At 54.2% G+C, this 16,258-nt stretch carries 19 protein-coding genes; 9 read left to right on the top strand and 10 right to left on the bottom strand.

What is annotated here, in order from left to right; all coding sequences use genetic code 11:
* Positions 1-3: 3 nt before the first annotated feature.
* Genes Q3O12_RS07565 through Q3O12_RS07545 form a run of 5 tightly spaced genes read right to left on the bottom strand, consistent with a single transcriptional unit; the run spans position 4 to position 4,515 of the window.
* Positions 4-597, bottom strand: a complete 594-nt coding sequence (locus Q3O12_RS07565; RefSeq protein ID WP_003750020.1) for an outer membrane lipoprotein carrier protein LolA — start codon at positions 595-597, stop codon at positions 4-6.
* A 58-nt stretch (positions 598-655) separates the two neighbouring features.
* Positions 656-1,096 (bottom strand): acyl-CoA thioesterase, encoded by a 441-nt coding sequence (locus Q3O12_RS07560; protein WP_003750022.1) that lies wholly within the window; start codon positions 1,094-1,096, stop codon positions 656-658.
* Positions 1,096-2,028 carry a lysophospholipid acyltransferase family protein gene (locus Q3O12_RS07555; RefSeq protein WP_003750024.1) on the bottom strand — a complete coding sequence of 311 codons (933 nt, stop codon included), beginning with the start codon at positions 2,026-2,028 and terminating at the stop codon, positions 1,096-1,098. Before Q3O12_RS07555 ends, Q3O12_RS07560 begins: the two co-directional genes overlap by 1 nt.
* A complete protein-coding gene (locus tag Q3O12_RS07550; protein ID WP_301669924.1) occupies positions 2,025-2,750 on the bottom strand; it encodes a glycosyltransferase family 2 protein in 726 nt (241 codons plus the stop codon). Before Q3O12_RS07550 ends, Q3O12_RS07555 begins: the two co-directional genes overlap by 4 nt.
* A gap of 49 nt (positions 2,751-2,799) precedes the next feature.
* Entirely contained in the window at positions 2,800-4,515 is a 1,716-nt protein-coding gene (locus Q3O12_RS07545; protein WP_301669923.1) for an ApeI family dehydratase, read from the bottom strand.
* 29 nt (positions 4,516-4,544) lie between these two features.
* Here Q3O12_RS07545 and Q3O12_RS07540 point away from each other — a divergent pair, with 29 nt between their 5' ends.
* Positions 4,545-5,177: a 4'-phosphopantetheinyl transferase family protein gene (locus tag Q3O12_RS07540; protein WP_301669922.1), complete on the top strand. Its 633-nt coding sequence runs from the start codon at positions 4,545-4,547 to the stop codon at positions 5,175-5,177.
* A gap of 62 nt (positions 5,178-5,239) precedes the next feature.
* Here the strand turns inward: Q3O12_RS07540 and Q3O12_RS07535 are convergent, their stop codons facing one another.
* From Q3O12_RS07535 to Q3O12_RS07525, 3 genes are read right to left on the bottom strand one after another with little or no spacing between them, the layout of a single operon-like run.
* Positions 5,240-6,478, bottom strand: a complete 1,239-nt coding sequence (locus tag Q3O12_RS07535; protein ID WP_301669921.1) for a beta-ketoacyl-ACP synthase — start codon at positions 6,476-6,478, stop codon at positions 5,240-5,242.
* On the bottom strand, positions 6,472-7,200 hold the full coding sequence (fabG, locus tag Q3O12_RS07530) for a 3-oxoacyl-ACP reductase FabG (protein WP_301669920.1): 729 nt from the start codon (positions 7,198-7,200) through the stop codon (positions 6,472-6,474). Before fabG ends, Q3O12_RS07535 begins: the two co-directional genes overlap by 7 nt.
* 37 nt (positions 7,201-7,237) lie before the next feature.
* Complete coding sequence (locus Q3O12_RS07525; RefSeq protein WP_301669919.1) at positions 7,238-7,762, bottom strand: hotdog family protein; 525 nt, start codon at positions 7,760-7,762, stop codon at positions 7,238-7,240.
* A 154-nt stretch (positions 7,763-7,916) separates the two neighbouring features.
* Between Q3O12_RS07525 and Q3O12_RS07520 the strand changes: the two genes are divergently transcribed.
* The 7 genes from Q3O12_RS07520 to ubiD all read left to right on the top strand — a co-directional run bounded on the left by Q3O12_RS07520 (position 7,917) and on the right by ubiD (position 12,876).
* The gene (locus Q3O12_RS07520) at positions 7,917-8,672 is read left to right on the top strand and encodes a beta-ketoacyl synthase chain length factor (protein WP_301669918.1); all 756 of its coding nucleotides are present in this window, start codon (positions 7,917-7,919) and stop codon (positions 8,670-8,672) included.
* Entirely contained in the window at positions 8,665-9,423 is a 759-nt protein-coding gene (locus Q3O12_RS07515) for a lysophospholipid acyltransferase family protein (protein ID WP_301669917.1), read from the top strand. The genes Q3O12_RS07520 and Q3O12_RS07515 overlap by 8 nt, the downstream gene beginning before the upstream one ends.
* Positions 9,420-9,680 carry a phosphopantetheine-binding protein gene (locus Q3O12_RS07510; protein WP_107997182.1) on the top strand — a complete coding sequence of 87 codons (261 nt, stop codon included), beginning with the start codon at positions 9,420-9,422 and terminating at the stop codon, positions 9,678-9,680. The genes Q3O12_RS07515 and Q3O12_RS07510 overlap by 4 nt, the downstream gene beginning before the upstream one ends.
* 11 nt (positions 9,681-9,691) lie before the next feature.
* On the top strand, positions 9,692-9,937 hold the full coding sequence (locus tag Q3O12_RS07505) for an acyl carrier protein (protein ID WP_002222119.1): 246 nt from the start codon (positions 9,692-9,694) through the stop codon (positions 9,935-9,937).
* Between the two features lie 75 nt (positions 9,938-10,012).
* On the top strand, positions 10,013-10,558 hold the full coding sequence (locus Q3O12_RS07500; RefSeq protein ID WP_301669916.1) for a COG4648 family protein: 546 nt from the start codon (positions 10,013-10,015) through the stop codon (positions 10,556-10,558).
* Between the two features lie 6 nt (positions 10,559-10,564).
* A complete protein-coding gene (locus Q3O12_RS07495; RefSeq protein ID WP_301669915.1) occupies positions 10,565-11,074 on the top strand; it encodes a DUF2199 domain-containing protein in 510 nt (169 codons plus the stop codon).
* Positions 11,075-11,397: 323 nt separating this feature from the next.
* Complete coding sequence (ubiD, locus tag Q3O12_RS07490; protein WP_301669914.1) at positions 11,398-12,876, top strand: 4-hydroxy-3-polyprenylbenzoate decarboxylase; 1,479 nt, start codon at positions 11,398-11,400, stop codon at positions 12,874-12,876.
* 138 nt (positions 12,877-13,014) lie between these two features.
* Here ubiD and Q3O12_RS07485 read toward each other — a convergent pair whose 3' ends face one another.
* Complete coding sequence (locus Q3O12_RS07485; protein ID WP_301669913.1) at positions 13,015-13,338, bottom strand: hypothetical protein; 324 nt, start codon at positions 13,336-13,338, stop codon at positions 13,015-13,017.
* A gap of 102 nt (positions 13,339-13,440) precedes the next feature.
* Between Q3O12_RS07485 and Q3O12_RS07480 the strand changes: the two genes are divergently transcribed.
* The gene (locus Q3O12_RS07480) at positions 13,441-13,734 is read left to right on the top strand and encodes a hypothetical protein (RefSeq protein WP_039854657.1); all 294 of its coding nucleotides are present in this window, start codon (positions 13,441-13,443) and stop codon (positions 13,732-13,734) included.
* Positions 13,735-13,935: 201 nt separating this feature from the next.
* Here the strand turns inward: Q3O12_RS07480 and Q3O12_RS07475 are convergent, their stop codons facing one another.
* Positions 13,936-16,056 carry an AsmA family protein gene (locus Q3O12_RS07475; RefSeq protein ID WP_301669912.1) on the bottom strand — a complete coding sequence of 707 codons (2,121 nt, stop codon included), beginning with the start codon at positions 16,054-16,056 and terminating at the stop codon, positions 13,936-13,938.
* Between the last annotated feature and the right edge of the window lie 202 nt (positions 16,057-16,258).

Here is a 16,258-nt window from a genome sequence, read left to right as displayed (position 1 = left end):
GTGTCAGAGTGATTGTTTGGCAAATTCGTCCAGAGGGTTGCCGACGCTTATGCCGTTAAACTGCATATCGGTTTTATCGCCTTGTTTTTCGTGCAGTTCGATACGGCGGACGACGCTGTCCCCGCTGATGTCGATATGCTTGAAGATTTGTTTCATCAGCAGGGTTTTCGGTGTGAGTTGCAGCGTCCATTTTTGTGCCGAACCTTCGAGTTTCAGATCGAACTGTTTTTCCAGCCCTTGCGTATCGCCGCCGAGCAGGTCGAGAAAGAGTTTGATTTGCCTGCTTTGCCCGGAAAATTTTCCGGTGTCGGGCATTATCCAGCCTTTACCGTTCCATTGGCTGATGCCGTCTGAACGGACGCGGAGGACGGCGGCAAACGGTTTCTGCATCTGCCAGAGCAGCCCGCGTTTGGGCATCAGTACGAATTTTCCGGTTGTAGCCATCGGTTTGGATAGGGATTTCAGATGGCGGTATTGGATAAAACTGCCTTGGATGTTGTCGGGTTTTTGCAGTATCCGGGTCAGTTCGACGGTGGAAAATGCCGAGGCGGAAAGGGCGGTTGCGGCAAGGAGTGCGGCAAGCAGGTATTTTTTCATGGTTGTCTGTCGGTGTGGCAATAATGGGTAAAAATGCCGTCTGAAAACGGACGGTGGCTTATGCGGCTTGAAAAGTCGGATGACTTCGTATGGCTTCGAGCCAGCTTTCCGGCGTTTGGAACTGTGTTTCTCCGGTTTCCAAGGATACTGCCGCCTGCGTGGTCGATGCGCGGGTCAGTTTTTCGCCGGTTTGCTCATCGGACAAAGTGTAGTCGATACGCAGGCAAGTGTCGATTTCGACGATTGCCATATCGATGCGGATGGTTTGTCCGAACCGTGCGGGGCGTATGTATTTCAAGTCCATTTTGACGATGGGCCAACTGAAGCCCCGCCTGCCCATTTCACCGTAGCCGTAGCCTATGCTTTCAAGGAAGGCGCAGCGTGCGACTTCGAGGTATTTGACGTAGTTGCCGTGCCAGACGATCTGCATCGGATCGACATCGAAAAACGGGACTCGGACGGTGTGGCTGTGGCGGCAGAAAATGTGTTTTTTGTTCATCAGGGATGGTGCTCCGTGTGCCAAAAGTCGTAAAAATTGAACCATTGCAGCGGATTCAGACAGCATTCTTCTTCTAAAATGCGGGCGAAATGTTGCGCGGATTCTTTGATTTTTTGCGTGCGTTCTGACCGCGTCCAATCCGATGTGTCGGTCATAGGGCGAAGTTTCAGGCGGTAGCGTCCGTCCTCCTGTTTGATGCAAAACAGCGCGTTGACCTTGGTTTTCAGCAGCGATGCCAGAATCCACGCACCTTGCGGTATTTCGGTGCGGTGTTGCAAAAAATCGACGGTTACGGTTTTTTCGCCCCGGACGGGAATGCGGTCGGCGGCGATTGCCAACCATTCCCCTGCTTCAATGCGCCGGTTAAGCGTCATCATCAGTGATGCGTCCAAGTCGCTTACCTGTATCAGTTGGATTTTGTCCGCGCCCGCCTGTTGCAGGGCTTCGTTGAACATTTGTGCGTGGCGGCTATGTACGAGGACGTTGAGTTTGAAATTCCGGTGGTGGGAAACCAGTGCGCGGCAGATTTCCGTATTGCCCAGGTGCGAACAGGCAAAAATCTGTCCGCGCCCGTTTTGATACATGGCGGCGGTCAGGTTGTCGGGGTCTTCGATAATCAAGTCTTCGTAACGTATTTTGCGCTGCCATACGGCAAACCGGTCGCAAACGGCTTCGCCGAATGCCAAAAACTGCGCGAATATGCGGTTTTCAGACGGCATAGCGTCGGGAAAGGTATGCCGCAGGCGGTTTTGGTAGGTATGGAGGTTTTTCCGCGCCCGAGGCGAGGTCAGGTAAAAATATAGGACGACAAACCAAATACACGGTTTCATTAAAAAAGGGGGCAGATAACGGACAATTACCGCCGTCAGCTTGAGGAACAGGCGGTTGCCGCGTTCGTTTTGTTCCGCCCAGTGTCGGGATGCGCCGTTCATCGGAATATGCCTTTCAAGATGCGCCAACGCCATTTGAGCATACCGAAAAACAGCCGTGTGTGCATTTGGCTGATAAGGATGTTGTCGGCAAGGGCGCGGAAGTGGGAAATGCCGTCTGCGGCGTAACGGACGGGCGTGGGTATCCAAACGGTTTTGATGCCGCGCCAATATAGCCGGATCAGGATTTCGATGTCGAAGTCCATACGGTTGCCGACGTATTCTCCGCGTATGACCGCCAACGCAGGCGGCAACGGATAAAGGCGGAAGCCGCACATACCGTCTTTAATATCGGACGACCAGGTGTGAATCATATTCCAAAAGTCGGTAATTTTGCGCCCGTACAATCGGGATTTGGGCGCGTCGCCGCCGTATTGCGGCTGACCGCAGATGAGGGCTTCGGGATTGAGTTGCGCGGCACGGACGAACTTCGGCACGTCGTCCAAACAGTGTTGGCCGTCGGCATCGATTTGTAGGACGTGGCTGTATCCCAGCTCCGCCGCCGCCTCGAAACCTGTGCGTACTGCCGCGCCTTTGCCGCCGTTGCTTGTGCGGCGGATGACGCGGATGCCGTCTGAAGCCAGATTTTCTAAAACGGGTATGCAGTCGGGGCGGGAGCAGTCGTCCACGACCAACACGTCCAAACCGCAGGCGCGCAGGCCGCGCGCGACCGCGCCGACGGTTGCCGGGTGGTTGTAATGGGGGATGAGGGCGAGGATGTTCATATTTATATTAAGGTAAGGCGGTAATCTTATTTGCCTGTGCGAAGGCGGTTCATCGTTCTTCCCTTGCGGTTGGGTTGGGGCTGTCCTGCGGCGCGTCGAATACCAGTTTCCCCGAGGCGCAGGCGGCATCTTGTTTTCGGATGGTAAACGACAGTTTGTTTTTATCGGCATCGTATCCGAGTTCTACGGAAATGTCGTCATACGGGCGGATAAACTGTTGGTATTTCAGGTTTTCGATGCGGATAATGTTTTGCCTGCCGAAGGGGTGCCGTGCGGCAAGCCGGCGTACCCATTCCAATTCGACTGCGCCGGGGACGAGTGGAAAGGTGGAAAAATGTCCGCCGAAATAGGGTAAATCCGGCGGTACGCGGGTTTGATAGCGCAACCGGTTTCCTTCGGGCGGCAAGGTGTGCCATTGCGGCGCGGCGGGTTCTGCCAATGCCGTCTGAAAGTCCGCTGCGGTAATTTTCCCTTGTCCGTTGCGCGGCAGACGGTCTGTAAAACGCCAGTAGCGCGGCAGGGCGGCCGTGTCTTGCGTTTGGGCAAGGTGTTGCTTGAGTGCGGCGATAACGGCGGTGCGCCCCTGTTCCAGCCACGCCGTGATGCCTTCCGTATCGAGTGCCGCCCAAACGGCAATGCGCCCGTGTTCCGGATGCAGGGCGCAATGTGCGTCGGCAATCCAAGGGTGTTTCAGTAATTCGTGTTCGATTTGGTTGAGCGAAATGCGTTTGTCTGCCAATTTGATTATCCTGTCCTGCCTGCCCAGCAGGGCAAAACCGTCTTCGTGTGTTTCGATGCAATCGGCAATGTATTGCACGCCGTTTGTCCACGGCGAAGAGATTTCCACCGATTTGCCGGTATTGCGGACGGCAACATCGGGAAACGGCTGCCACAAGCTTTGTTTTTGGCGGGATGCAATGATGCCGGTTTCCGTACTGCCGTAAACTTCATAAGGGCGTACCGCATATTGTTCCAACAGGGCGGCGGTTTCCGGTGGGAGTTCCCCGCCTGCGGAAACGATGCCGGCCATCCTTCCGTTTAACGCCGCCCAATCCCGATTTTCGCCGAAACGGTTGAGCAGGGCGGGGCTGGCAATCCAGACATTTTGATAATCGGACGGCACGTTCAGGCTTGCCGACAGCAGCAGTTCGGGATAGGCGTTTTGCCTGCGGATCATCGCCCACCCCGTCAGCAGCGGAAGCGCGAAGCGGAAGGTCAGTCCGTACATATGTTGCGGCGATACGCTGCCGAGGACGGCGGTTTTGCCGCGTCCGAACGGAATTGCCGCAGCCAGCGCGCGGGCTTCCGATTCGATTTGCGCGGCGGTTTTGACGATTGTCTTGGCTTCCCCGCCGGAACCCGAAGTACGCAAATGCACTTCTGATTCGGGCAGGATGTCCAATGCTTTCGGTATGCGGCTTTCAGATGGCATACCGCCGCAAGGATCCAGTATTTGCCAAACGCTGATGCCGTCTGAAACAATATCGGTGTCGGTCAGCAGGATTTGTGCGGATTTCGCCCAAGTCAGGTTTCCGGGCGCGGTATTCGGCAGCAGCAGGGCTTTGCCTCCGCTATTCCAAACGGCAAGCAATGCGGTTGCGAACAGCGCGGCATCGTCAAACCACAATGCCGCCGAACGGATGTTGTTTTGCTTTAATTTTAACGACAGGGTGTGTACCGTACGTATAAAATCGGCGCGGGTCCATAGCGGGTCGAGGGCAATCGGCGTATTGTCGGAGAAGTTGATGTCAAACATTCGGGTCATATATTCCAAATGGCAGAACGGAGGGTGTCGTGCCGGATAAAAAAACAGTATTGCAGTGCCGCCTTGCCGATGCGTCGGCCGCTGCCGCTTATCGGGAATCCTGTCTGGACGATGCAGACAGGGCGCGTTTGCTGCGCGCACCGAAATTGGCAGGGCGGACGGATTGGCGGGTCAGCCGCTTCCTGAAGCAGCAGGGCGGCAAGATATGTTCGCTTTCGCACAGCAAAGGGCGGGCGGCGGTTTTGGTCTGCGGCGGCGGCACGGTTTGCGGCGTCGATATTGAAACGGTTCGTCCGCGCAATTTTCAGGCACTTGCCGAATGGGTTTGTTCCCCTGAAGAACGGGTTTTTTTGGCACGTTCCGGTTGGCAGGCAGAGGCTTTTTACCGCCTGTGGTGCATTAAGGAAGCACTGCTTAAAGCCTGCGGTTTGGGTTTTCCGCAAGATATGGCGAAAGTCGGTTATCTGACCGACGGTTCGGCAGTTTGCGGCTTGCGTGCGGATGGCGGGGCCGGTTGGCACGCCGTCAGCGCAATCTGGTGCGGCGACGCGGTTGTCGCCTGCGTGTGGCGCGGAGCTGCCGAATTGGCGTGGCAATATTGCGGAACGGATGCCGTCCGGACGGTTTGCCATATCGAGCGGATAGGCGGCAAGGAAGTCTGAAAGCGGCAGTTTGTTGTTTTATTCCGTTTTGAATCAATATGATGTAATCGGATTATGCGGCTTTATCCGTCCTTCCAACGTTTGAACACCAGCGAGGTATTCACGCCGCCGAAGGCAAAATTGTTGCTCATCACGTAATCGGTTTGGATTTCACGTCCGCCGCTTAAAATATAGTCCGCCTTGCCGCAGCGCGGATCGATGTTGTTTAAATTTAGGGTAGGCGCAAACCAGCCGCCGTTCATCATTTCAATCGAGAACCACGCCTCCAGCGCGCCGCACGCGCCGAGCGTGTGTCCCAAATAGCTTTTTTGCGAACTGATGGGCACAAATCCGAACACGGCTTCAGTCGCCAGCGTTTCGGCGATATCGCCTTTTTCGGTTGCTGTGCCGTGCCCGTTCACATAACCGATTTTGTCAGGCGTGATGCCCGCGTCTTGCAGCGCGAGTTCCATACATTTCTGCATCGTGTCTTTTTGCGGCTGGGTAACGTGGCTGCCGTCGCTGTTGGCACCGTAGCCGACGAGTTCGGCGTAAATTTTCGCACCGCGCCGTTTGGCGTGTTCCAATTCTTCCAACACGAAAATCCCCGCGCCTTCGCCGATGACCAGCCCGTCGCGGTTTACGTCGTATGGGCGCGGAGTTTTTTCCGGTTCGCCGTTGCGGCGGCTGGCGGCATAAAGCGAGTCGAAAACATAAACTTCGGACGGGCAAAATTCTTCGCCGCCGCCCGCCAACATCATATCGGTCAGCCCGTATTTGATGGCTTCGTAGGCATAACCTATGCCTTGGCTGCCGGACGAACACGCGCTCGATGTCGGGATGATGCGCCCTTTCAGCCCGAAAAAGATGCCGATATTGGCGGCGGTGGTGTGCGGCATCATACGTACATAGGTGTTGGCACTGAAGTTGCGCGACGTGCCGGTCAGCAACAATTCGCCCACATCGCCGATGTCTTTGGTGCTGCCGCTGGAAGAGCCGCAGGCAACGCCCATCCGTCCGTCGGTAATGCTTTCGTCCCCGAGCAAACCGGCATCCGTCAAAGCCTGCTCCGCCGCATCGACGCACAGGTACGACACGCGCCCCATACTTCTGAGCTGCTTGCGCGTCCAATGTTTCGGCGGCGCGTAATCCTCAATCGGCGCACCCAGTTGCGCTTCCAATTCGGGGAAACGTTCGTGCCAATCCATATATTTGACGGCGTTTTTTTCGGCTTTGAATGCTGCCTGTATGCTTTGCCAATCCCGGCCGAAGGCGGTAATGCCGCCTATGCCTGTTACTGCGACCCTTCTGGTATTCAACACAAACCTCCGTTCACCGCAATCACCTGGCGCGTGATGTACGCCGCTTTTTCATCCATCAAAAAGCGCACCGCGTGCGCCACTTCTTCCGGCAGTCCCATACGCGCTGCGGGGACGGCTTTCAAAATTTCTTCGACGGGTACATTTTCATCGACAATGTCCGTATCGATCAAACCCGGCGCCACGCAGTTGACGGTGATTTTGCGTTTCGCCAGTTCGACCGCCAAGGCTTTCGCCGCACCGATTAAGCCCGCCTTAGACGCGCTGTAATTGACCTGCCCGCGGTTGCCCGTCAAGCCGGACACCGACGCCATGCACACAATCCGCCCGGCTTTGCGGCGGCGTATCATCGGCATGGTCAACGGGTGCAATACATTATAAAAACCGTCCAAATTAGTTCGCAGCACCAAATCCCAATCGTCGTCTGAAAACGCGGGGAAGGCATTGTCGCGCGTCAGTCCGGCGTTCAACACCACGCCGTAATACGCGCCGTTTGCTTCGATGTCGGTAGTCAAAATATCGCGGCAGGCTGCGCGGTCAGACACGTCAAACTGCAACACCCTTGCCTGTCTGCCCAAAGCGCGGATTTCTTCCGCTACGGCTTCGGCTTCATCGCGGCGGCTGCGGCAATGGACGATGATATCAAAGCCGTCTTCTGCCAAACTGAGTGCGACAGCTTTGCCTATGCCTCTGTTTGAGCCGGTAATCAGGACGGTTTCGGTCATGGTTGTTCTCCGTATGTGTGTGCCTGTTCAGACGGCATTAAGTTATTTCGACAGGGTGTTCGGGACTGTACACGTTCAATGAGGCGCGTGCCAAAATGCCGTCTGAAGGGAGTGTTTCGGACGAAGTTTTTGGTGCGTCCGTCCAACGCAGTTCGCAGTCGAACACGCCCATTCCCCCGGCATCTTGAATAGACATATGCGCCGTTGCCAGCAGATGCGTGCCGACAGGGACGGATTGGGCGAAGATTTCAAGTTTGCGCGTGCCGAGCAGGAAGCCGAGCCGGACCGGCCGTGCGTTTTTTCGGGCTTGGATGCCGGCATATGCGCCGACAGCCTGCGCCATCAGTTCGATAAATGCCGTGTAGGGCAGTATGCCGCCGACCAGCAGGATGTGGTCGGGTTTTATCTGCGCCCCTGCTTCGACAAAATCATCGCCGTATCGGGTAATGCGGTCTATCAGAACCATACGCCCGCTGTGCGGCAGCAGGGAGGCGGTGTCGGTAATCGGGCATTCTGGCAGTGTGTCCATATATTGCGGCGGCAGGCTGGCAAATACGGGCATTATAATGATAAATGTAAATTCAGGCTAATTCCGGCGGTTTGCCGAGAGGCGGCGTTGTCGGAGAAAGGGGGCAGAAATGCGTTTGGCTTTCGGCATTGTCAGGCAGATAGGCTTTGGTTAGAATGTGGCACAGTGTAAATTTTTGAAAGAAACTATGCCGCCGATTATTTGCCGGTTCCACTTCGACATCGCCGACTGGCGGGTTTCGGGCAGCAAAATGCGCGATATGGCCCAGTGGGCAAAATGGGCGGAATGTCCGGATTTTGCCGACGGTTTGCCCGATGTCAGGCCGGAATTGCCGTTCCTGCCCGCTATGCAGCGCCGCCGTTTGAGTAAGGCGGCGCGTTTGGTATGCGACGCGGCTTGGGACATTGCCTCCGCCCATCCCGGCAGTCCGGTAGTTTATGCCTCGCACGACGGGGAAATGGCGCGCAGTTTCGATTTGTGGTTGGAACTGTTGAAATCGCATACCGTGTCGCCGACTTCGTTCGGTTTGTCGGTGCACAATGCAACGGCGGGGCAATGGTCGATATTGCGTCAGGATATGAGCGAGCAGACGGCATTGGCCGTGTGTGCCGACGGTGTGGAAACGACATTGGCGGAAGCGGCGTCCCTGTTGGAAGAGGGATGCGGGTCGGTTTTGGTTTTGGCGGCGGACGATCCGCTGCCGGAAGGATATGCCGTATCGGCAACGCGCGCGCCGTTTGCTTATGCTTTGGCGATGGTTCTGACCAAAGGGACGCGTTACAGCCTGACTTTGTCTGCTTCGGACGATATGCCGTCTGAAGCCGGTATGCTGCCCGAGGCATATTGGAGCGGTTTGGAATGGGTGCGTTTTCTGCTGAACGGCAGTCGGGAATGCCGCCGGGTATATCGCAATCGTGAATGGCTGTGGCAGCGGAATGGATAAATTGGATTATTGCCGCCGTTTTTTGGCGACTTGGTTGGGATTCGTGATTTTCGGTGTCGGCGGCATTATGATGAAATTGGTTTTGCTGCCTTACACTTTAAACGGCACTTCAGAGTCTGTCGCTCGCCAATTGGCGGCGCGCCGGATTATTGGAACATCTTGGCGTTTGTTCGTTGCTTATTTGAAATGGTCGGGCGTGTTGGAGGTATCGTTCAGGGGGGTTGAAAAACTCAACCGCCCGGGCCAGTTGATTTTGGCAAACCATCCGTCTTTGCTGGATGTGGTGCTGCTTGTCGGTCATGTGCCCGAAATGAACTGCATCGTGAAAAAAGATTTGCAGCACAATCCGGCAATGAGCAGCCAGATTAAAGGTGCGGGCTATATTCCGAACGAAGAGTCGGAAGCAATGCTGGAAATGGTAAAGGCGGTTTTTGACAGCGGGCAGAGCCTGCTGGTGTTCCCCGAAGGAACGAGAACGGGGTGGGACGGACGGGTCAAGATGAACCGGGGCGCGGTTTCTTTGGGACTGCGGTATGCCGAAGTGATTACGCCTGTATGTATCAAAATGAATCCGCCCAATTTTAAAAAAGGACAGCCGTGGTACCGCATCCCCCCGAAAAGGATACGGTATGAAATTACTGTCGGAGACGACATCCTCCCCCAAGACTGGCTCGCCGAGAAACCGTTGCCGATTGCGGCGCGGCGGCTGAATGAATATCTGCAGGACTATTTTACAAGGAAAACCATATGAACGACTTGGAAAACCAAATCAAGCAACTGATTATCGACAGTTTGGCTTTGGAGGATATAACCGCTGCCGACATCGGCAGCGAAGACGCGCTGTTCGGCGACGGGGGGTTGGGCTTGGATTCCGTCGATGCGCTGGAATTAGGCTTGGCGGTACAAAAACATTTCGGTTTCCGCCTGGACGGTGAGCAGGACAACTTGCGCGAACATTTTGCCAATGTCAAAACACTCGCCGCTTTTGTCAAAAACCGTCAAGCATAAGGATGAAACATATGACCGAACAAGAAATCTACCGGTTGTTGCGCGATACCCTGACCGAGTTGTTTGAAATCGAACCGGAACGGATTACGCCCGATACCAATCTTTACGAAGATTTAGAAATCGACAGTATCGATGCCATCGATTTGATTGACCGTATCAAGCGTGAAACCGGCCGCAAGCTGCAAGCTGAAGATTTCCGCAATGTCCGCACCGTCAACGACGTAGTACAGGCGGTATTGAAGATTCAGGCTGGCTAATCGGGTATTTCTAATTATTTTTCAGACGGCATGTTTTTATCGGATGCCGTCTGAAAACGTTTGTGCGGATTCAAAATGAAACTCGGTTTTTTCGGACATATTTTTCTGACCGTATCGAGTATTGCCTATCCCGCTTTGTGGTATTACGGCAGGGAGGCAGGGTGGTTTGTCTGGCTGGCGGCGGCGATGTGCGGGTTGTGGCTGCTGCGCGCCCTGACTGCCAAACTGCCCCAACAGCGTTATGCGGCTTTGTTTATTACACTGTTTTTTGCCGCAGTATTGGTGTTCGGGCGGCACGATTCGATGTATTGGTATCCCGTCCTCGTCAATCTGATGATGTTGGCGGTGTTCGGGGGAAGCCTGTTTGCCGGGCAGACGGTGATTGAAAAACTTGCGCGGCTGCAACAGCCCGACCTGCCTGAAAAAGCCGTGCGCTATACCCGCCGGGTAACGCAGGTTTGGTGCGTATTTTTTATAATCAACGGGACGCTTGCCGCTTTGTTGGCCCGGTTGGGGCGATATGATTGGTGGGCGGTTTATACAGGCGTGATTGCCTATGTATTGATGGGGATATTGTTTGCCGGCGAATGGCTTTACCGCAAACTCGTTTTGAAAGTCTGAAACCTTATGCACACTTGCACTTCCTGCGGCGAAAAACATGAAGATATGCCCGCAATTGGCTTTACCGCCCCCTATCCCTATAATCAACTCAGTGAAGAAGAACGCATTGCTTATCAAGCGGAATGCGATTCTGATTTCTGCATCATCCGTTATCCCGACCAAACTGACCGCTTTATCCGCACGGTGCTGCATATCCCCATTATCGGACATGAGGAAACGTTGGAATACGGCGTATGGGTATCTGTCAGCGAAAAGAGTTTTAATGATTATAAAAGCCACTTCCATGATAATCCAGAAAACGTTGTTTATTTCGGTATGATATGCAACTGGCTGCCACCATATGAAACCAACACCTTCGGTCTGCATTGTAATGTCGTTACACAGTCCAATAACCAACGCCCTCTGCTGCAACTCCATCAAAGCGACGAACATCCGCTGGTACGCGACTTTTACCAAGGCATAGAATACGCTGAAGCGCAGGTAAGGATAGATGCGGTATTTGGATCGGATTACTAAGGACAAAAAGGTAAATATTCCTTTCTTGAACGAAACCATACTTGATGTTTCCTGCCTTTTCCTACAACTGTTGTAAATCTGTCCGCTATTGAGCAAATTGTCCACTTCGGCGGAATGCCTACTGCCTTCGTGTCTGATACGATTACAGGCGAAACGTGGATAGATTTCGGTTACAAGGGCTGGAAGTTCAGCATTCACAACCCATATGATGAATATTGGTTTTTGCTGAAAACAGCGAATGCCCAAAACCATATTGCAATATATGATTCAGGCCGTCTGAAATCCAAAATTTGGTTTTCAGACGGCCTCAAATAAGGATCAACATGAAATACAAAGACCTACGCGACTTCATCGCCATGCTCGAGCAGCAGGGTAAACTCAAGCGTATTACCCATCCCGTTTCCCCGCATTTGGAAATGACCGAAATTGCCGACCGCGTGCTGCGCGCCGAAGGGCCGGCGTTGTTGTTTGAAAACCCGATTAAGCCCGACGGTACGCGCTATGATTATCCCGTGTTGGCAAACCTGTTCGGCACGCCCGAACGTGTGGCGATGGGGATGGGCGCGGACAGCGTGTCCAAGCTGCGTGAAATCGGGCAGACGCTGGCGTATTTGAAAGAACCCGAACCGCCCAAAGGCATCAAAGATGCGTTTTCCAAACTGCCGCTGCTGAAAGACATTTGGAGCATGGCGCCGAACGTGGTGAAAAACGCGCCGTGTCAGGAAATCGTATGGGAAGGCGAAGACGTTGATTTGTATCAACTTCCGATTCAGCATTGCTGGCCGGAAGACGTTGCGCCGCTGGTAACGTGGGGCTTGACTGTCACCCGCGGGCCACACAAAAAACGCCAAAATCTCGGTATTTACCGCCAGCAACTCATCGGCAAAAACAAGCTGATTATGCGCTGGCTGTCGCATCGTGGCGGCGCGTTGGATTATCAGGAATTCCGCAAACTCAATCCCGATACGCCGTATCCCGTCGCTGTCGTGCTTGGCTGCGACCCTGCCACCATTTTGGGTGCGGTAACGCCCGTTCCCGATACCTTGAGCGAATACCAGTTTGCCGGACTGCTGCGCGGTTCGCGGACAGAACTGGTGAAATGTATCGGCAACGATTTGCAAGTGCCTGCCCGCGCAGAAATCGTGTTGGAAGGCGTCATCCATCCAAACGAAACCGCGTTGGAAGGTCCATACGGCGACCACACGGGCTATTACAACGAGCAGGATCATTTCCCTGTGTTCACGGTCGAACGCATCACCATGCGCGAAAACCCGATTTACCATTCGACCTACACGGGCAAACCGCCCGATGAGCCTGCCGTTTTGGGCGTGGCGTTGAACGAAGTGTTCGTACCGCTTTTGCAAAAGCAGTTCCCCGAAATCACCGATTTTTACCTGCCGCCCGAAGGCTGCTCCTACCGCATGGCGGTGGTCAGCATGAAAAAACAGTACGCCGGACACGCCAAGCGCGTGATGATGGGCTGCTGGTCGTTCCTGCGCCAGTTTATGTACACCAAATTCATCATTGTGGTGGATGACGATGTGGACGTGCGCGACTGGAAAGAAGTCATCTGGGCGGTAACCACGCGCATGGACCCCGTGCGCGACACCGTTTTAGTGGAAAACACGCCCATCGATTATCTTGACTTCGCCAGCCCCGTTAGCGGACTCGGCGGCAAAATGGGTTTGGATGCGACCAACAAATGGCCGGGCGAAACCGACCGCGAATGGGGACGGGTGATTAAAAAAGACCCTGCGGTTACAGCGAAGATTGATGAGATTTGGGGGGAACTCGGCTTATAGTAGATTCAAATAGGATTCCTCGTGTCGTCATTCCCGCGCTGGCGAGAATGATGATAACTGAGTATTTTTTATTTTAAATCAATATATTGAAAGTTAGTTTGATACGCAATGCCGCCCTACGGTTGCAGGGCGGCATTGCTATGCCGCCGTTTGGATTTTCAGACGGCATTTGTGTGTTGCCTGTGTGGTTTTGTGTTGGGATGGCAATTTCGAGGCAGCCGATGCCGTCTGAAAGGCGATTGTCTGGCGGGACAGACGCGTTCTGTTTGTCTGTTTGGAAACGGTTGGGAAAGGCGTATGTCGGCGGATTTGTTGGGCGTAGTGGCTGGGCTTTTGCGGCAAGCTGTGATTTTGTCCGTTACGGATTGCGGCGGCTGAAAATCCTGTACCACGCCTGGAAACGAGGTGGCTGGCGGAATGTGCGGCGCGTGTCGCTGCGGCGGAAGATGGCGGTCTCGGCATGGTCGGTGTTCGCCGCACTGCTTGCGGCGTCGTCGATATTCGGCTGGTGGCTGGTTTTTTGTCGGTTGGGCCGGTTTTTAGGATGGCATGGGGGGAAGACACATGGACGAACTGTTCAAATGGGCGGTCAGGATTTTGGCGGAGGTGGCGGACTGGATACTCGAGCTGATGTGTTCGGCATTCCCGTTTGCGGAACCAAGCCGTTTTTTCCATCGGACCGCACGTATTGTTGTGCCGGTTTTGAGCTTGGGTCTGTTTCGTGTCGAAGATTATGGAAACACGGAATGTTTGGATTGGCGGACGTTTTCTGCCGATATGGGCGAATCGATAGGCGGTTGGTTTTGGTTCGCGTTCTTGCTTGCCTTTTCAGTATGGGCAGCCTATGCCCTGTCGTGAAATATAACCGACATACTTTGTTTTTGATGCGGCAACGAAAAATCGCTGCGGGTTGACGAAAATACAAATGGAGGCATTGCCAGCCGACACCAAGCCAAACAGATATGGGGCTTGTGTTTCCGATGTGGTACGGTCGGTCGGAAAAGTCATGCCGTCTGAAGCGCGGGGGCGTTTCAGACGGCATTTTTGTACGCAGGGTATTTACGGTTCTTTAGGTTTGAGCCACTGCCATTGTTCCAGCAGGGTGTCTTCGAGGATTTTCTGTTTCTCTTTGCGCGAATTGATGCCGCCGGTCAGCCTGCCGTAATCGACGGTAATGGACGGCTTGTCCACGGTACCGGTGATTTTCAGGGGAATCGGTTTGTTTTTCGGATGGACGGCGTTGCGGATAAGGACATCTTCAGACAATTCCTGCGTATCCAGATTGGTATAGCCGTTGCTGGTAACATAGAGGCTGTCGGAGAAGAGTTCGGTATCGATGTGGCGGCTGATGCCGTCTGAAATTTCGCTGTTGAGCGTGAATCGGTGGAAGGGTGTGCTGGGTGCGGCACTGTCGGCAGTTTTGCCCGAAATGCCGTTTTTCAGGATATTGTCCATGTCGATACCGTGCCACGCGCCATTGGAAATATTCAGCGACAGGCTGCCTTGAAGCGAGCGGATAAGCTCTTTTCGGGTTTCGCCGCTCGCGGTCAGGTCGATGACCGCATCGCCGTTGCCGCTGAAGCTGTGGAAGCCGAACAGGTCTTGCAGCAGCGGTTGGATTTGGATGTTGCTTGCATTCTGTTGCAGGCGGTAAGTGGCGGGGCGAGTGTTGGCGATGCTGATGCCGCCTTCGGTATGGCCGCCGTAAAGCCCTGACTTGAAACGGCTGAGCGCGATATGGCCTTTGTCGGCATGGAGATAGGTTTCCATATCGTCCAGTTGCAGGCCGGGAAGTTGGACATTGCCGATTTTAAGGTGGGCCTCGATATCTCCGGACAGCCTGCCGAGGGTGTCGGGAAATATTTTGCCGTTTTGTTGCCGCACGTCGTCAAGATAGGGGGTCAGGTTCAATTTTTGCAGTGCGACGGCGGCTTCCAGGTGCGGTGCATCTTCATGTGTGTATCTGAATTTCGCGGCAACGGTTTGGCGGTCGAACGAACCGTTGAGTTCGGCATGCCACTGATGAAGGTTTTTTATGGACATCGAACCGTCGAGCTGGCTGATGAAACGGGGTTGCGGCAGGCGGTTGACGGTATCCTGAAGGGTCGATACATGCAGGCGCGGCGCCTCCAGACCGTTGTTCCGGCTCCAAACCAATGGCGAGCCGAGGGAAAAGTTGGTTTGAAGGCGGGGTGTTTTGACGTTGCCGGAGATTTCGGCGTTGCCGATGTTGCCGATGCCGGAGTGCAGGTTGGCCTTATCGAGTTTGAACGATCCGCCCCATTGGAAATTCCCGTCGTCGGCGGTAGCGGTAAATGTCCCGTTGACGGTTTCAATTTTAATGCGGTTGTTCCTGAGTGCCAGCGTAGGGATTTGGGCGGTCAGGTGGAGGTTGTGGAAGGCGGTGTCGGCACGCAGGCCGAGGTTGGCCGCATCCGCTCCGCCAGCGTTAAAACGGATAGTGGGGTTGCCGGTGGTGGAAACGGTAATGCCATGCCCGTTTAGAGCGGTCTCGGCTTCGAAATGGAACGGTGAGATTTCGGGCGGATTGATGCCGTCTGAAATGAAAAGCCCTTTGCTTTTCCATGAGGCAGACAGGTTTTCGCCGGTCAGTGTGCCCGAACTTTCAAACTGTTGTCCCGATGAAACGGGGGATTGCAGGTTGAGGTGGACTTCCTTCAGGGTAAACCGCTCTTGCAGGAAGTCGAGGTGGACGGTGCTGTTTTCGATAATGATGCGGTTTACCGAGGCTTTGCGTTTTGGGTTGTCGATCAGGTCTTGGATGTTCCAAACGCCTTTCTCGTCGCGCGTCAGGGCAAGTTCCGCACCCGAAACCACCCATTTTTCAACCTGTATCTGATCCGACCACAGATTTTTCCAGCTCAATCCGATTTTGGTTTCTTTGATGGAAACGGCAGTCCGGTTGCTGCCGGGTTCGGTAATGGTCAGGTTTTTCAGGATGACGGTCGGCCGGGGCAGAAGCCTGCGCTGTATATCCGCATCAAACGAGATTTTCCGGTGCGTATGGGCAATGCTTTGTTGGAGGCGGCTTCGGATGTTTTCAGGTGTGAAGATGCGATATACGGAAGCGTGCAGCCCGATTGCCGCCAAAAGCAGTATCGTCAGCACGGCTACCGCATATTTTAGACGGTATTTGTGGAAGACCGATAATAAATCCATAGCCTGAAAAGTCTGTAAAACACGCCACAGTATAACACGGCTTGTGGCAATCCTATTTTGTGCGGGCGGATTATCTTGTATAAAGGGGTAATGCCCATAAGCAGGCATACCGCCGGATCAGGTATCGTGGGCGTTGCCGCGTTTGCAGGGGCAGTGTATGTTTCATACGGCGGCGGATTCTGCAAGATACTTTTTTGAAATA

Source organism: Neisseria benedictiae (assembly GCF_958267435.1).
GTDB classification, from domain to species: domain Bacteria; phylum Pseudomonadota; class Gammaproteobacteria; order Burkholderiales; family Neisseriaceae; genus Neisseria; species Neisseria bergeri.
Note: the sequence above shows the minus strand (reverse complement) of the source record. Positions and strands in the feature narration are given on the sequence as shown.